A 12,762-nucleotide genomic window follows, 5' to 3' on the forward strand; every position below is an offset into this window, starting at 1 on the left:
GATGAGAAGTATATGGTGGTCGCTACTGGGATCGAACCAGTGACCCCCTCCTTGTAAGGGAGGTGCTCTCCCGGCTGAGCTAAGCGACCCGGGCATATAACAACTTGTATACCATGATTAAATTTGCATTTAACACATGGTGGTCGCTACTGGGATCGAACCAGTGACCCCCTCCTTGTAAGGGAGGTGCTCTCCCAGCTGAGCTAAGCGACCTCTGCTGTGTGGAGCCGTATTATAGGGAGGTTCGATCGAGTGTCAACGCTTTTTAATGAAAAAAGCATTGGTCGCGCTATTTTTGCTCGGATTGACTTAATGTTAATCACGTCATCATTCAAAGTGTTACTTTATTGGACAATTTCGTCGGTATTTTCTTTTCAGGCTTTTTCGCTCATCTTGCCAAAAGTCAGCCAATTGCATCGTTAAGCGTTCTTTTTTGAGGGTTTGCGGCTTTTTTAGACTGAAGAGTGTTGTCGATACGGCTTGAACGATAAATAGAGGAGGGCGCTGCGCCATTCTCTTCATCTATTTTGCTAAATCTTGATGGCATGTTTCTAAATAGACATGCGTAACCTTTATGTAGTTTCGATTACATGGCTTGGGTTTTCGAGTGTTTGTTTTCGGATATAGAATGCTGGATTCTCATCTTTAGCAGAGTAATCTAAAGCGCTCACCTTTGGGCCGATACTTTGAGGGGATCTGCAATACCTGCACTCAGTGCCATTTGCAGCGCAGACTTAGGCTGCTAGAATAAGCCCACTTTTTACCGTGATTGTCTTTATCTAGACGACTTTATATAGGTTAGTGTCCCATTATGACAACTAAGACGCGTTTTGCCCCAAGCCCAACAGGCTTTTTGCACGTGGGCGGTGCCCGTACAGCTCTTTATTCTTGGTTACAAGCTCGAGCCAATAATGGTGAGTTTGTTTTACGTATCGAAGATACGGATATTGAACGTTCAACTCAGGCTGCCTGTGATGCCATTTTAGAAGGCATGAACTGGTTAGGTCTAACGTGGGATGAGGGCCCGTACTATCAAACTAAGCGTTTTGATCGTTATAACGAAATCATCGCGCAGATGTTAGAGCAGGGCACAGCTTATAAATGTTATTGCTCGCGTGAACGTATCGATGCATTAAGAGAAGCACAAGCGGCAAATGGCGAAGCCCAAAAATACGATGGTTGCTGCCGTGACTTGCCAGCGCGTGACACTGACGAACCTTTTGTTGTGCGTTTCAAAAACCCCATCGGCGGTTCAGTGGTGTTTGATGACCATGTTCGTGGCCGTATCGAATTTTCAAACGATGCATTAGATGACTTGATCATTGCCCGTACCGATGGCGTACCGACCTATAACTTCTGTGTGGTTGTTGACGACTGGGATATGGGGATTACCTGTGTGGTTCGTGGTGAAGACCATATCAACAACACCCCGCGTCAAATCAACATCCTTAAAGCATTAGGCGCGCCTATTCCTGAATATGCCCACGTGTCGATGATTTTAGGTGACGATGGTGCCAAGTTATCTAAGCGCCATGGTGCGGTCAGCGTAATGCAATACCGTGATGACGGTTATCTGCCTGAAGCACTGCTTAACTACTTAGTTCGCTTAGGTTGGTCACATGGCGACCAAGAAGTGTTCTCTTTAGAAGAAATGAAGCAGCTCTTTAAGTTAGACGACATCAACAAAGCGCCTTCTGCCTTTAATACCGAAAAACTGGTTTGGTTAAACCAACACTATATTAAGACACTCGATCCTGAATATGTGGCGTCGCACTTACAATGGCATATGGACGATCAAAAGATCGATACCTCAAATGGCCCTGCGTTATCTGCGGTAGTGACAGCATTGGCTGAACGCGCTAAGACCTTAAAAGAGTTAGCGGCTTCTAGCCGCTACTTCTATGAAGACTTCGCAGAGTTCGATGCCGAGCAAGCGAAAAAGCACTTACGTGGTGTCGCGCTTGAGCCATTGCAATTAGTGCAACAAAAACTGGCAGCATTAACTGAGTGGACTGTTGAAGCTATCCACCAAGCGATTGAAGCCACCGCGACCGAATTAGAAGTCGGAATGGGTAAAGTCGGTATGCCATTACGTGTCGCTGTGACAGGTGCAGGGCAGTCTCCTGGCTTAGATATCACCTTATTCTTAATAGGAAAGGCGCGTTCTGAGCAAAGAATATCCAAAGCGATTGAATTTGTAGCAGATAGAATAAATTCCTAAAAAACGAGTTGACACATTTAGGTGCGCTGCATAGAATGCGCCCCGTAGTTGAGACACAGACGAGCGAATGCTTGTAGTGCACTTAAATACAGCTTGATAAGTTTGGGGCTATAGCTCAGCTGGGAGAGCGCTTGCATGGCATGCAAGAGGTCGACGGTTCGATCCCGTCTAGCTCCACCAAACTTACCGCCGATATTAAGCGGGATAAGCGTTAGTAATAATGCGAGTCACATTAATATGTCCTTGTGTCCCCTTCGTCTAGAGGCCTAGGACACCGCCCTTTCACGGCGGTAACAGGGGTTCGAATCCCCTAGGGGATACCACTATGTTTATCACATAGGGTTCCTAGCAAATGACTAACGAGTCGTTTGGTAAGAACAAATCCAGTTTCTGCGATATATACTGAGTATCAGTATGTCGAAAGAATTTGGGGCTATAGCTCAGCTGGGAGAGCGCTTGCATGGCATGCAAGAGGTCGACGGTTCGATCCCGTCTAGCTCCACCAAATTCGCCGTATTAAGCGAGAGCACTGTTAGTCATTAATAGTTTTCAAATTAATATGTCCTTGTGTCCCCTTCGTCTAGAGGCCTAGGACACCGCCCTTTCACGGCGGTAACAGGGGTTCGAATCCCCTAGGGGATACCACTCTATCCCTTAAAGATAGGGTGCTCTCACAAATGACTAGCGAGTGATTTGTGAGATAACTAGCAAGACCTCAGTTATGAGGAAAAACATAAGTCCTTGTGTCCCCTTCGTCTAGAGGCCTAGGACACCGCCCTTTCACGGCGGTAACAGGGGTTCGAATCCCCTAGGGGATACCACTCTATCCCTTAAAGATAGGGTGCTCTCACAAATGACTAGCGAGTGATTTGTGAGATAACTAGCAAGACCTCAGTTATGAGGAAAAACATAAGTCCTTGTGTCCCCTTCGTCTAGAGGCCTAGGACACCGCCCTTTCACGGCGGTAACAGGGGTTCGAATCCCCTAGGGGATACCACTCTATCCCTTAAAGATAGGGTGCTCTCACAAATGACTAGCGAGTGATTTGTGAGATAACTAGCAAGACCTCAGTTATGAGGAAAAACATAAGTCCTTGTGTCCCCTTCGTCTAGAGGCCTAGGACACCGCCCTTTCACGGCGGTAACAGGGGTTCGAATCCCCTAGGGGATACCACCCTATCCATTAAAGATAGTGTGCTATCACAAATGACTAGCGAGTGATTTGTGAGATAACTAGCAAGACCTCAGTTATGAGGAAAAACATAAGTCCTTGTGTCCCCTTCGTCTAGAGGCCTAGGACACCGCCCTTTCACGGCGGTAACAGGGGTTCGAATCCCCTAGGGGATACCACTCTATCCCTTAAAGATAGGGTGCTCTCACAAATGACTAGCGAGTGATTTGTGAGATAACTAGCAAGACCTCAGTTATGAGGAAAAACATAAGTCCTTGTGTCCCCTTCGTCTAGAGGCCTAGGACACCGCCCTTTCACGGCGGTAACAGGGGTTCGAATCCCCTAGGGGATACCACCTCAACTAAAATTAATCGCTAATGTTAGTTGAGAACAATAAGCCACCTTTAGGTTAACACCGATCAGTTAAGGCATTGATCAGTTGAACGATCCTACGGATGGTTAACAATACCCTCAGTACACTAATTGCTGAGGGTATTTTTTATGTTGGCTCACTGGCTGATTGATGTCGATACGTTTGCTGCACCAGAATCACTGGCTCTCTTCCAAAAAGAACTCCCGCTCGAATGGATAGAGCAAGCCCTTGATTCTACCAATAAAGCCAGCATGAGACGGCGTAAGTTACCCGCCGAACTTGTCGTTTGGCTAATTGTCGGTATTGGCTTGTATCGGGATAAACCCATCACGGAAGTTTTAGATAAACTAGACCTCAAGCTTTCCAACCACTTAGGGGATTCTGTTGCACCAAGTGCTATTCCTCAAGCGAGAAAGCGCCTCACCGCCCAACCTTTGGAAGCGCTTTTTAAACTGACAGCAGCCCATTGGACCCAGCAGGAAGATAGCGATGACAAATGGTTTGGACTGAGTTTACTTTCTGTCGACGGCACTCAGTTCCGCACCCATGATACCGCCTGTCTTGCAGAGCACTTCCAATACATCAAGTACAATGAAAACCACCATACTGAATACCCGATTGTTCGATTATGTGCCCTCACATCGCTGCGAAGTCGTTTATTACATGATGTTGTCTTTGGGCCCAGCTCGACAGGAGAGGTCTCTTATGCCAAACAGCTGGCCGCTTCAGCCCCCGCTCACTCCCTGACGATTTTTGACCGCTGTTACCTCAGTGCCGAGTTGATGATTAATTGGCAACGGCAACATACGACGAGTCACTGGATGACGCCGATAAAATCCAACACGCAATATGAAGTGGTTGAGCAACTGGATAAGGAAGGGCGAGACCTTTTAGTGGAAATGAAAGTGTCAGCCCATGCTCGGAAACAAGACCCAAGCTTGCCGGAGAAATGGCAAGCCCGCCTTGTCCTGTACCCTAAGCCAGAACAACCTAATCACGTCATAGGTGTTCTCACCTCCTTAACGAGTCTGGAATATGGTACGCAGTCATTACTGGATGTGTATTTTGAACGATGGGAAATAGAGAACAGCTACGGAGAGATAAAGCACAATATGCTCGAAGATGAAGTGCTGCTACGAAGTCAGTCTGTGGAGGGGGTAATACAAGAAATCTGGGGAATATTGATAGCTTACAATTTGGTTCGCCTGGAAATCAGTCGTATTGCGAGAGAGGCGCAGGTATCGCCATTGCGTATAAGTTTTATGATGGCATTGAGAGATATTCAGGATGAGCTGATGTGGTGTGCGATAGCCTCCCCCGGCTCCATCCCGAGAAAGCTAAGGGCCATGCGGGAGAGAGTTAAACGCTACATACTGCCCCAAAAAAGAAAACGGCCCAAAGCAAGGACCGTTCGTATCAATAAAACTCGCTACCCTGTTCGCTCTAAACACCTTAAGTGATAGGTGTTAACCTTTAGGTGGTTTTTTTGTATGTAAAATTCGTTATCCTGCCATAAGCCATAAGCCATAAGCCATAAGCCATAAGCCATAAGCCATAAGCCTATTCTATTGAGATCGTATCAGTTTATTTGTCTTGGATTGCGGTAGGGGAGTTAGTATTTTCTGCTGTATTTACCTCTTATCAAATCGCAGTACCTACCTATATAAGAGCAAACGGCGTGTCATCTCAGTAGAGCACCATACTTGAAGGAATTGGTTTGCGGATATTGTTGAGGATAAGTGCCTGCAACAAACTCTTTGTGCTTGTACCACCTAGCCAATAAAGCAAACGCAAACAATAAGACCACTAATAAAGCCAAATAAAAAGGCGACTCTAGGTCGCCTTTTACATCCAAACTCAATGATTTTTCACATCAAAGTGCAAGGTAGTGCGCTTAATAAACGCAAAGCTACTCAATCCCGAGGAAGCCACCAGTTTGATGCGCCCAAAGCTGGGCATAGATACCGCCTGCAGCAATCAACTCTTGATGGGTGCCTTGCTCGACGATACGACCTTGATCGAGCACGATTAATCTGTCCATCGCCGCGATAGTGGACAATCTATGGGCAATTGCGATCACAGTCTTTCCTTGCATTAGTTCGTACAAGCTTTCCTGAATCGCAGCTTCCACTTCGGAGTCCAAGGCAGAAGTCGCCTCATCGAGCAGTAAAATCGGCGCATTTTTCAATAGTACCCGAGCAATCGCGATACGTTGTCTCTGTCCGCCGGAGAGCTTAACTCCACGTTCACCCACTTGTGCATCTAAGCCATGGTTGCCATTAGGGTCGGTCAGTTCATTAATAAAATCATGGGCCTGAGCCTGTTTTATTGCATGCTCGAGTTGGGTTTCGCTCGCATCAGGATTACCGTAAAGAATATTCTCCCGAATAGTGCGATGCAGTAGAGACGTATCTTGAGTCACCATGCCAATCTGTGAACGCAGTGAGTCCTGCTTGACCGCTTTAATATCTTGGCCATCGATACAAATTTGGCCTTTCTCAACATCGTAAAAACGCATCAACAGGTTCACTAGCGTGGACTTACCCGCACCAGAACGGCCAACGAGACCGACTTTTTCGCCCGCTTTGATATTGAGGTTTAGATCTTCGATAACACCGGTTTCTTCGCCGTAATGGAAACTCACCTGATTAAAATCGATACGTCCTTGCTCAACCACTAAAGTGTTGGCATTGGGCGAATCTTGGATAAGTGTTGTCTTGGAAAGGGTATTCATCCCATCGGTTACTGTGCCGATATTTTCAAATAACGAACTGATTTCCCACATGATCCATTGCGACATGCCATTGAGACGCAGCGCTAAACTCACGGCAATCGCAATCGCTCCAACGGAGATGGCATTGTCACTCCAGAGCAGGATAGACACAGCGGCAATACTGAAGGCGAGCATATAGTTAATCACTTGCACACTAACACTGATCCCCGTGACAAGGCGCATCTGGCGGTACACAGTGTCGAGGAAACTGCGCATACTCGCCTTGGCATACTCGGCTTCTTTATCCGTATGGGCGAAGAGTTTCACCGTGGTGATATTGGTGTAACTGTCGACAATGCGTCCTGTCATCGTCGAGCGCGCATCGGCCTGTTCAGTCGAAACTGTTTTCAGCCTAGGCACAAAATACCACTGTAAACCGATATAGAGCGCCAGCCAGATCAGCATGGGGATCACCAGACGAACATCGGCACTGGCCACCATCACCAGCATGGAGGTGAAATACACTAAAATGTACACCAGCACATCGAGCAGTTTCATTACGGTTTCACGGACCGCAAGGGAAGTTTGCATCACTTTAGTGGCAATGCGGCCGGCAAAATCATTTTGATAGAAGGACACGCTTTGCTTGAGCAGATAGCGATGCGCAAGCCAACGAATCGACATGGGATAATTACCCAGCAAGGTTTGATGCATGATCAGCGCATGAAATAGCACTAATAATGGCATCACCACTAGGACCATCAGCCCCATTAATAACAGCGTCGAGCCTTCATCTTGAAAGAGCGTCTCAGGGCTTTTTTTCACTAACCAATCGACTAATTGCCCCATAAAGCCAAAGAGCGAGACTTCGAGCATGGCGATTAATGCCGTCAGCACTGACATTAATATAAGCGGTAATTCATAGCCCTTAGTGTAATGGCGGCAAAACGCATATACCCCCGTGGGCGGCTTGGTTGGTTCGCCATCGGGCAGGGCTTCAACCCAAGATTCAAATCGTTTAAACATGAATTGACTCTATTTTATTGAGAAAAGTGGATGGGGAAAACGTCGAGGTGTCTAGCATATAGGATCTTGCACTTTAAAAGCACGCGATGATCCAGTTCCGTTTTCCGCGAGTGTGCTAGCATAGGGTGACGTACAGTAACCGACAAGTACAAAATTGTGAATAAGAGTGTCGGATAGCCAAATGAAGCAGACAAGCGTGAGCCAAAATTCAGCCCCACAACCGCCATCCGAGCCGACATCAAGCGACGCGCAGGATTGCCAAATATCCGCCGGGATTTGCCGTGAAGCGCGCATGAGCCGCGATCCACGTTTTGACGGTAAGTTCTTTGTGGGCGTGTTAAGTACGGGGATTTATTGCCGAACAGTGTGCCCAGCAGTAGCGCCGAAGGAAGAAAATGTGCGTTATTTTGACTCGGCCATTAAAGCTGCACAGGCGGGACTCAGGCCTTGTCTACGTTGCCGCCCCGACAGTGCTCCTGGCTCTAATCCGTGGAAAGGCACTAACACAACCCTAGACAGAGCCATAGGTTTGATTGAAGCTGGCGCCTTATCTGGTGAGCACGGATTAACGGTCGAGGCCTTGGCGGACAAATTGGGGATCAGCAGCCGTTATTTAAATAAATTATTTACCGCAGGATTTGGCACTTCACCTAAACAATTTGCCCTCTATCGTCAGTTATTGTTCGCAAAGCAGTTGTTGCATCAGACGCAGTTGCCCATCACTCAGGTCGCCCTTGCCGCAGGCTTTAACAGTATTCGCCGTTTTAACGAGGCATTTCAGCAGGCGCTGCAATTAACGCCCACCCAGTTGCGAAAATCCAGTCAGAAATCGACTATTAAAATAGACGACGGGGAGAGTGCCGAACTCGCTTGTTCGCAGGAGATGCCAGCGCACAGCTTGAGTCTGTATCAGTATTATCGACCGCCACTCGATTGGGCGGCGCAATTAGCCTTTTATCGCCTGCGCGCCGTCGAAGGCATGGAATGGTTTAGCGATAATGCAAACCCTCACTCCCATGGGGCGATTGACCCAAATATACCACTTGAGTATGGCCGTACTCTGCAAATTGAGGATATCCGCGCTGTGGTACATATCGTCCATGAGGCGCCTTTGCATCGCTTTAAAATCACGCTGACGTTAACGCCCGACTCGCCCATATCGGGCCTACAAAAGCTCATCACCCAAGTGCGGCGCATTTTAGATCTCGATGCCGATATGCAGCTGATTGAACACAACCTAGCGCACTTGACCGATCTAAAACTCAGTAGCAAATCCGGGCTTAGGATCCCTGGCGCTGGCGCGGTATTTGAGGCGGGTTGTCGAGCGGTCTTAGGTCAGCAGGTGAGCGTAGTGCAGGCGACTAAATTACTGAATATATTGGTCGAAGCCTATGGCGAGCGCTTTAGTTTAAACGGGCGGGAATATCGCCTGTTCCCCACACCGCAGGCGATTCGTGAAGCGAGTCTCGATGAGCTTAAAATGCCCGGCGCGCGCAAACTGGCGCTCAATGCGCTTGCAGCCTTTATCTGTGAGCAGCCCGAAGCCTCAGTCGATGAGTGGATTGGGGTAAAAGGCATAGGCCCTTGGACCATTGCCTACGCCAAATTACGTGGACTTGGCGATCCGAATATCTTCTTGCACACGGATTTAATTGTTAAAAAACAATTGGTAGCCAGTGTTGCCGAGCAAAAAGGCTTGGATATTGAAGCGGTAAAACAGCTGGATTATACGGTGCTTGCACAGCGGGTGAGTGCGGATATCGCCCCTTGGGGGAGTTATTTAACCTTTCAGCTGTGGTCCAATGCATAAGGTATTTCTGGCCACTCGTTATGTATCCAATACCTAGGCTCCATATGAGAGCCACTATTACTATTTGAAACACAGTACGAAAACACTGTACTAAAGCCGTTTACGAGACCCATTATGAGCCCGAATTTCTCCCAATTGATTAGCGCGCCAACGGCCAAAGATTATCAGCCCTGCGCTGTCGATACCTTAAGTACCCCTGTCGGCGTACTACAACTCAATGCCAATGCCTACGGATTAAGCCACTTAACGGTCGTAGGGTCGAGCCGAACGGAGATCCCGCTAAAGGTTGCAACTGATGTCGAACTCGCGCGGGCCAAAAGCCATATTGAGCAGGCAAAGGCGCAGCTTCAGAAATATTTTCGCGGTGAGCTAACTGAGTTCCACTTAAGCTTAGCGCCTAAGGGAACCGAATTTCAGCAGCAGGTGTGGCAGGCGCTGGTGCAGGTCGGTTATGGGCAGAGTTACAGTTATGGCGATATCGCCCAGCGCATCGACAGGCCCAAAGCCGTCAGGGCGGTGGGTGCCGCCAATGGTGCCAATCCCATCGCGATTATTGTGCCCTGTCACCGTATCATTGGTAAAAATGGCCAATTAACCGGTTATGCCTATGGACTTACGATGAAACAACAGCTGTTAATGCTGGAATCGACAAGCAAGGGAGCGCATTTTACGTTAGAATAGCGGTCATATTTGTTATTGATGAGCCATGTAATTTTTTATGACCCAAGCTTCTTCCTCCGTTGCCAGCTTTGCCGAACTTGGCATTATTGCGCCCCTGTGTAATCGACTCTCTGAGCTGACCTATGCGGCCCCTACGCCCATACAAGCGGCCACTATTCCGGCCGTGCTCAGTGGACGGGACGTATTAGCGGGGGCGAATACGGGCTCAGGCAAAACGGCCGCCTTTGCCGTGCCGTTATTGCAGCGCCTGTTTGAGGCGAAAACTGCGGAAAAGTCGGCAGGCCAAGTGCGTTGTTTGGTACTGGTGCCAACTCGCGAATTGGCGCAGCAAGTTGCCGATAGCTTTTTATCCTATGCTTCTCACTTCAATGGCCAACTTAAGATAGTCGCGGCGTTCGGCGGCGTGTCTGTCAATCTGCAAATGCAAAGCTTACGCGCGGCGGCCGATGTGCTGGTGGCAACGCCTGGCCGTTTATTGGATTTATTAGCCAGTAATGCGCTTAAGTTAAACCGCGTCTCGGCCTTAGTGCTGGATGAAGCTGACCGCATGTTATGCCTTGGGTTTACCGATGAATTAAATCAAGTGCTTGAGGCGCTGCCCGCCAAGAAACAAACCTTATTGTTTTCGGCTACATTCCCTGAAGAAGTCCGAGCACTCACGGCCAAATTACTCCATCAACCGCTTGAATATCATCTGCAAAGTGAGCAAGAAAGCACTATTGAACAGCGTGTTATCACAGTCAACCGTGAACAAAAAACGGCGCTATTGGCACACTTGATTAAACAGCATCAGTGGTCGCAGGCGCTTATTTTTGTTAGCGCTAAAAATACTTGTAATCACCTCGCACAGAAGCTGTCTAAACGTGGGATCAGTGCCGAAGTCTTCCATGGCGATAAGGCGCAAGGCGCGCGTACTCGGGTACTCGATGGCTTTAAAAGTGGCGAAATCAGTGTATTGATTGCGACTGATATCGCAGCCCGCGGTATTGATATTGATAAACTCCCTGTGGTGATTAACTTCGATTTGCCAAGAAGCCCGGCCGATTATATGCACCGTATTGGTCGTAGCGGCCGCGCGGGAGAGGCGGGTTTGGCGGTGACCTTGATTTCCCATGAGGAATATCATCACTTCGGCGTGATTGAAAAGAAAAACAAAATCAAACTGGTACGTGAACAAATCACCGGATTTGAAGCGAATGCCGAGATGCCACTGGAAGTGTTGGCGCAGGAAAAACCGCAGGCTAAACCCGAAGGCACTGGCAAGAAAAAGCGTAAACAGTTACCCGCGGCGAACCTTGAATTTTGGGGTAAAAAGTCTTAATTCCTTGGGCGTGAGTTATGCTTAGTGCATCTCATGTCCCTTCGCATCTGGTTTGTGGGAGCAGTATGCAGCATCTATTTTGGTTAGTTGAAGGCAAGATAGCGGGTCGAAGTGGCCCCAATAAGGATCCTTGGGATTTAGCCGAGCTTAAGGACTCTGGGATCCGTGCCGTGTTATCCGTGAATGGCGGAGAGGGCTGTGAGCCGGGCAGTTTTAAGCATCATGGATTGCGTTATGAATGCATTCCTTTCTCCCGCAATGTCCCGCCGCAGGAAGGGGATGTTGCAATATGTGTTGCCCAGCTACCGCGTGCGCTGGCGTTTATTCAGCAGTGTGAAGCCGATAACTTGCCCGTGCTAATCCATTGCCGCTCGGGTAAAGACCGTACTGGGCTTATTATGGCCTATTACTTGATGGTCAATGGCGCCGCGCCTTTGCATGCCGTTAGTCAAGTACGCAGTATTCGCGATATTGCGTTTACTGCCGAAGGTTGGGACCAGTTTGCCTTCGATGTGCTCTATGCGTTACAGGACTAACCATCTGAATTCATAAAATAAGGAATACCATTTAGTGACGATATTAGGGATATCATCGCGCAGTTGTGGCGCCACCTTCGCCAACACAATCGCCCAGCATCTTGCCAAGAAGATGGGGCAAAAACGCAAGAGTTATCCCGTCAAACAAATGGTATTTCGTCTCTCGCTTCCCTTTTGGGGGCTTTTGCTCCTGTTGATTAACGGTTGTAGCTCAATGGCAGAATTACCCGCAAAATCAATTGAAACAGCCTATCCCTTAGCCGAAAACTCCACCCTGTATCAGGCGGTAAAAACCGCCATGACGCAGCATCCCGAGCAAACTGGGGTATTTCCCCTCGGTGATGGGGTCGATGCCTTCGTCGCTCGCTTGTTGCTGATTGAGTCCGCCGTCAGCAGTATCGATCTGCAATATTATATTTATCGGATAGCGCGGAAAACCTCGCCGTTCAGGGCGAGGATGAATAGCGCAACGGCGAAGCCGTTCTGAGGGCTACGCCGGAGTTTGTTGCTGCTCAATATACTGCCGGATGATCTCAATTGGCGCACCACCACAGCTCCCCGCAAAATAACTGGGCGACCAGAGCGCACCTCCCCAGAGTTTCTTTTTGATCGAAGGGTAATTCTTTTTTCGGATCATCCGGCTGGATACACCTTTGAGACTGTTAACCAGATTCGACACGGCCACCTTCGGCGGGTAATTCACCAACAAATGCACATGGTCGTCTTCACCGTCGAACTCAACCAGCTCTGATTCAAAATCAAGACAGACCTTTTCAAAAAAGATTTTTAGATCATCCAGCACTTCTTTGGTAAAGACATTTCGTCGGTATTTTGTTACAAACACCAAATGAACGTGCATTTTAAAAACACAATGCCTGCCATGCCTTAAATCGCTTTCAATTTCCATAGAC

9 protein-coding genes and 11 tRNA genes are annotated in these 12,762 nt (G+C 48.2%); 16 read left to right on the forward strand and 4 right to left on the reverse strand.

Annotated elements, in window-relative coordinates; translation table 11 throughout:
- Positions 1 to 13: 13 nt before the first annotated feature.
- Together N5E87_RS07380 and N5E87_RS07385 are read right to left on the reverse strand one after the other, a co-directional pair.
- Positions 14 to 89 (reverse strand) — tRNA-Val (locus N5E87_RS07380).
- A gap of 48 nt (positions 90 to 137) precedes the next feature.
- Positions 138 to 213: transfer RNA gene (locus N5E87_RS07385), tRNA-Val, on the reverse strand.
- 598 nt (positions 214 to 811) lie between these two features.
- Between N5E87_RS07385 and gltX the strand changes: the two genes are divergently transcribed.
- From gltX to N5E87_RS07440, 11 genes are all read left to right on the forward strand, one after another.
- A complete protein-coding gene (gltX, locus tag N5E87_RS07390) occupies positions 812 to 2,221 on the forward strand; it encodes a glutamate--tRNA ligase (RefSeq protein WP_011625747.1) in 1,410 nt (469 codons plus the stop codon).
- Between the two features lie 104 nt (positions 2,222 to 2,325).
- A tRNA-Ala gene (locus N5E87_RS07395) sits at positions 2,326 to 2,401 on the forward strand.
- A gap of 67 nt (positions 2,402 to 2,468) precedes the next feature.
- Positions 2,469 to 2,544, forward strand: a tRNA-Glu gene (locus tag N5E87_RS07400).
- A 106-nt stretch (positions 2,545 to 2,650) separates the two neighbouring features.
- Positions 2,651 to 2,726, forward strand: a tRNA-Ala gene (locus tag N5E87_RS07405).
- Positions 2,727 to 2,790: 64 nt separating this feature from the next.
- Positions 2,791 to 2,866, forward strand: a tRNA-Glu gene (locus N5E87_RS07410).
- Between the two features lie 100 nt (positions 2,867 to 2,966).
- Positions 2,967 to 3,042 (forward strand) — tRNA-Glu (locus N5E87_RS07415).
- 100 nt (positions 3,043 to 3,142) lie between these two features.
- A tRNA-Glu gene (locus N5E87_RS07420) sits at positions 3,143 to 3,218 on the forward strand.
- A gap of 100 nt (positions 3,219 to 3,318) precedes the next feature.
- A tRNA-Glu gene (locus N5E87_RS07425) sits at positions 3,319 to 3,394 on the forward strand.
- 100 nt (positions 3,395 to 3,494) lie between these two features.
- Positions 3,495 to 3,570, forward strand: a tRNA-Glu gene (locus N5E87_RS07430).
- Positions 3,571 to 3,670: 100 nt separating this feature from the next.
- Positions 3,671 to 3,746: transfer RNA gene (locus N5E87_RS07435), tRNA-Glu, on the forward strand.
- 146 nt (positions 3,747 to 3,892) lie between these two features.
- Positions 3,893 to 5,224: an IS4 family transposase gene (locus N5E87_RS07440; protein ID WP_043015601.1), complete on the forward strand. Its 1,332-nt coding sequence runs from the start codon at positions 3,893 to 3,895 to the stop codon at positions 5,222 to 5,224.
- Positions 5,225 to 5,673: 449 nt separating this feature from the next.
- Here N5E87_RS07440 and N5E87_RS07445 read toward each other — a convergent pair whose 3' ends face one another.
- Positions 5,674 to 7,503, reverse strand: coding sequence for an ABC transporter ATP-binding protein (locus N5E87_RS07445; protein WP_086904850.1), 1,830 nt, complete (start codon positions 7,501 to 7,503; stop codon positions 5,674 to 5,676).
- A 181-nt stretch (positions 7,504 to 7,684) separates the two neighbouring features.
- Here N5E87_RS07445 and N5E87_RS07450 point away from each other — a divergent pair, with 181 nt between their 5' ends.
- The 5 genes from N5E87_RS07450 to N5E87_RS07470 all read left to right on the forward strand — a co-directional run bounded on the left by N5E87_RS07450 (position 7,685) and on the right by N5E87_RS07470 (position 12,338).
- Entirely contained in the window at positions 7,685 to 9,313 is a 1,629-nt protein-coding gene (locus tag N5E87_RS07450) for an AlkA N-terminal domain-containing protein (protein ID WP_086904849.1), read from the forward strand.
- 114 nt (positions 9,314 to 9,427) lie between these two features.
- Entirely contained in the window at positions 9,428 to 9,994 is a 567-nt protein-coding gene (locus tag N5E87_RS07455) for a methylated-DNA--[protein]-cysteine S-methyltransferase (RefSeq protein ID WP_086904848.1), read from the forward strand.
- A gap of 37 nt (positions 9,995 to 10,031) precedes the next feature.
- The gene (locus N5E87_RS07460) at positions 10,032 to 11,315 is read left to right on the forward strand and encodes a DEAD/DEAH box helicase (protein ID WP_086904847.1); all 1,284 of its coding nucleotides are present in this window, start codon (positions 10,032 to 10,034) and stop codon (positions 11,313 to 11,315) included.
- Between the two features lie 65 nt (positions 11,316 to 11,380).
- Positions 11,381 to 11,851: a dual specificity protein phosphatase family protein gene (locus N5E87_RS07465; RefSeq protein WP_086904846.1), complete on the forward strand. Its 471-nt coding sequence runs from the start codon at positions 11,381 to 11,383 to the stop codon at positions 11,849 to 11,851.
- 34 nt (positions 11,852 to 11,885) lie between these two features.
- The gene (locus N5E87_RS07470) at positions 11,886 to 12,338 is read left to right on the forward strand and encodes a hypothetical protein (protein WP_254803567.1); all 453 of its coding nucleotides are present in this window, start codon (positions 11,886 to 11,888) and stop codon (positions 12,336 to 12,338) included.
- A 3-nt stretch (positions 12,339 to 12,341) separates the two neighbouring features.
- Here N5E87_RS07470 and tnpA read toward each other — a convergent pair whose 3' ends face one another.
- The gene (gene tnpA / locus N5E87_RS07475) at positions 12,342 to 12,758 is read right to left on the reverse strand and encodes an IS200/IS605 family transposase (RefSeq protein WP_037426855.1); all 417 of its coding nucleotides are present in this window, start codon (positions 12,756 to 12,758) and stop codon (positions 12,342 to 12,344) included.
- Positions 12,759 to 12,762: the final 4 nt, after the last annotated feature.

The organism is Shewanella sp. GD03713, from assembly GCF_029843705.1.
Classification (GTDB): domain Bacteria; phylum Pseudomonadota; class Gammaproteobacteria; order Enterobacterales; family Shewanellaceae; genus Shewanella.

Coding starts and splice junctions, on each gene's coding strand:
- gltX (WP_011625747.1), top strand. CDS start 812: ATGACAACTAAGACGCGTTTTGCCCCAAGCCCAACAGGCTTTTTGCAC.
- N5E87_RS07440 (WP_043015601.1), top strand. CDS start 3,893: ATGTTGGCTCACTGGCTGATTGATGTCGATACGTTTGCTGCACCAGAA.
- N5E87_RS07445 (WP_086904850.1), bottom strand. CDS start 7,503: ATGTTTAAACGATTTGAATCTTGGGTTGAAGCCCTGCCCGATGGCGAA.
- N5E87_RS07450 (WP_086904849.1), top strand. CDS start 7,685: ATGAAGCAGACAAGCGTGAGCCAAAATTCAGCCCCACAACCGCCATCC.
- N5E87_RS07455 (WP_086904848.1), top strand. CDS start 9,428: ATGAGCCCGAATTTCTCCCAATTGATTAGCGCGCCAACGGCCAAAGAT.
- N5E87_RS07460 (WP_086904847.1), top strand. CDS start 10,032: ATGACCCAAGCTTCTTCCTCCGTTGCCAGCTTTGCCGAACTTGGCATT.
- N5E87_RS07465 (WP_086904846.1), top strand. CDS start 11,381: ATGCAGCATCTATTTTGGTTAGTTGAAGGCAAGATAGCGGGTCGAAGT.
- tnpA (WP_037426855.1), bottom strand. CDS start 12,758: ATGGAAATTGAAAGCGATTTAAGGCATGGCAGGCATTGTGTTTTTAAA.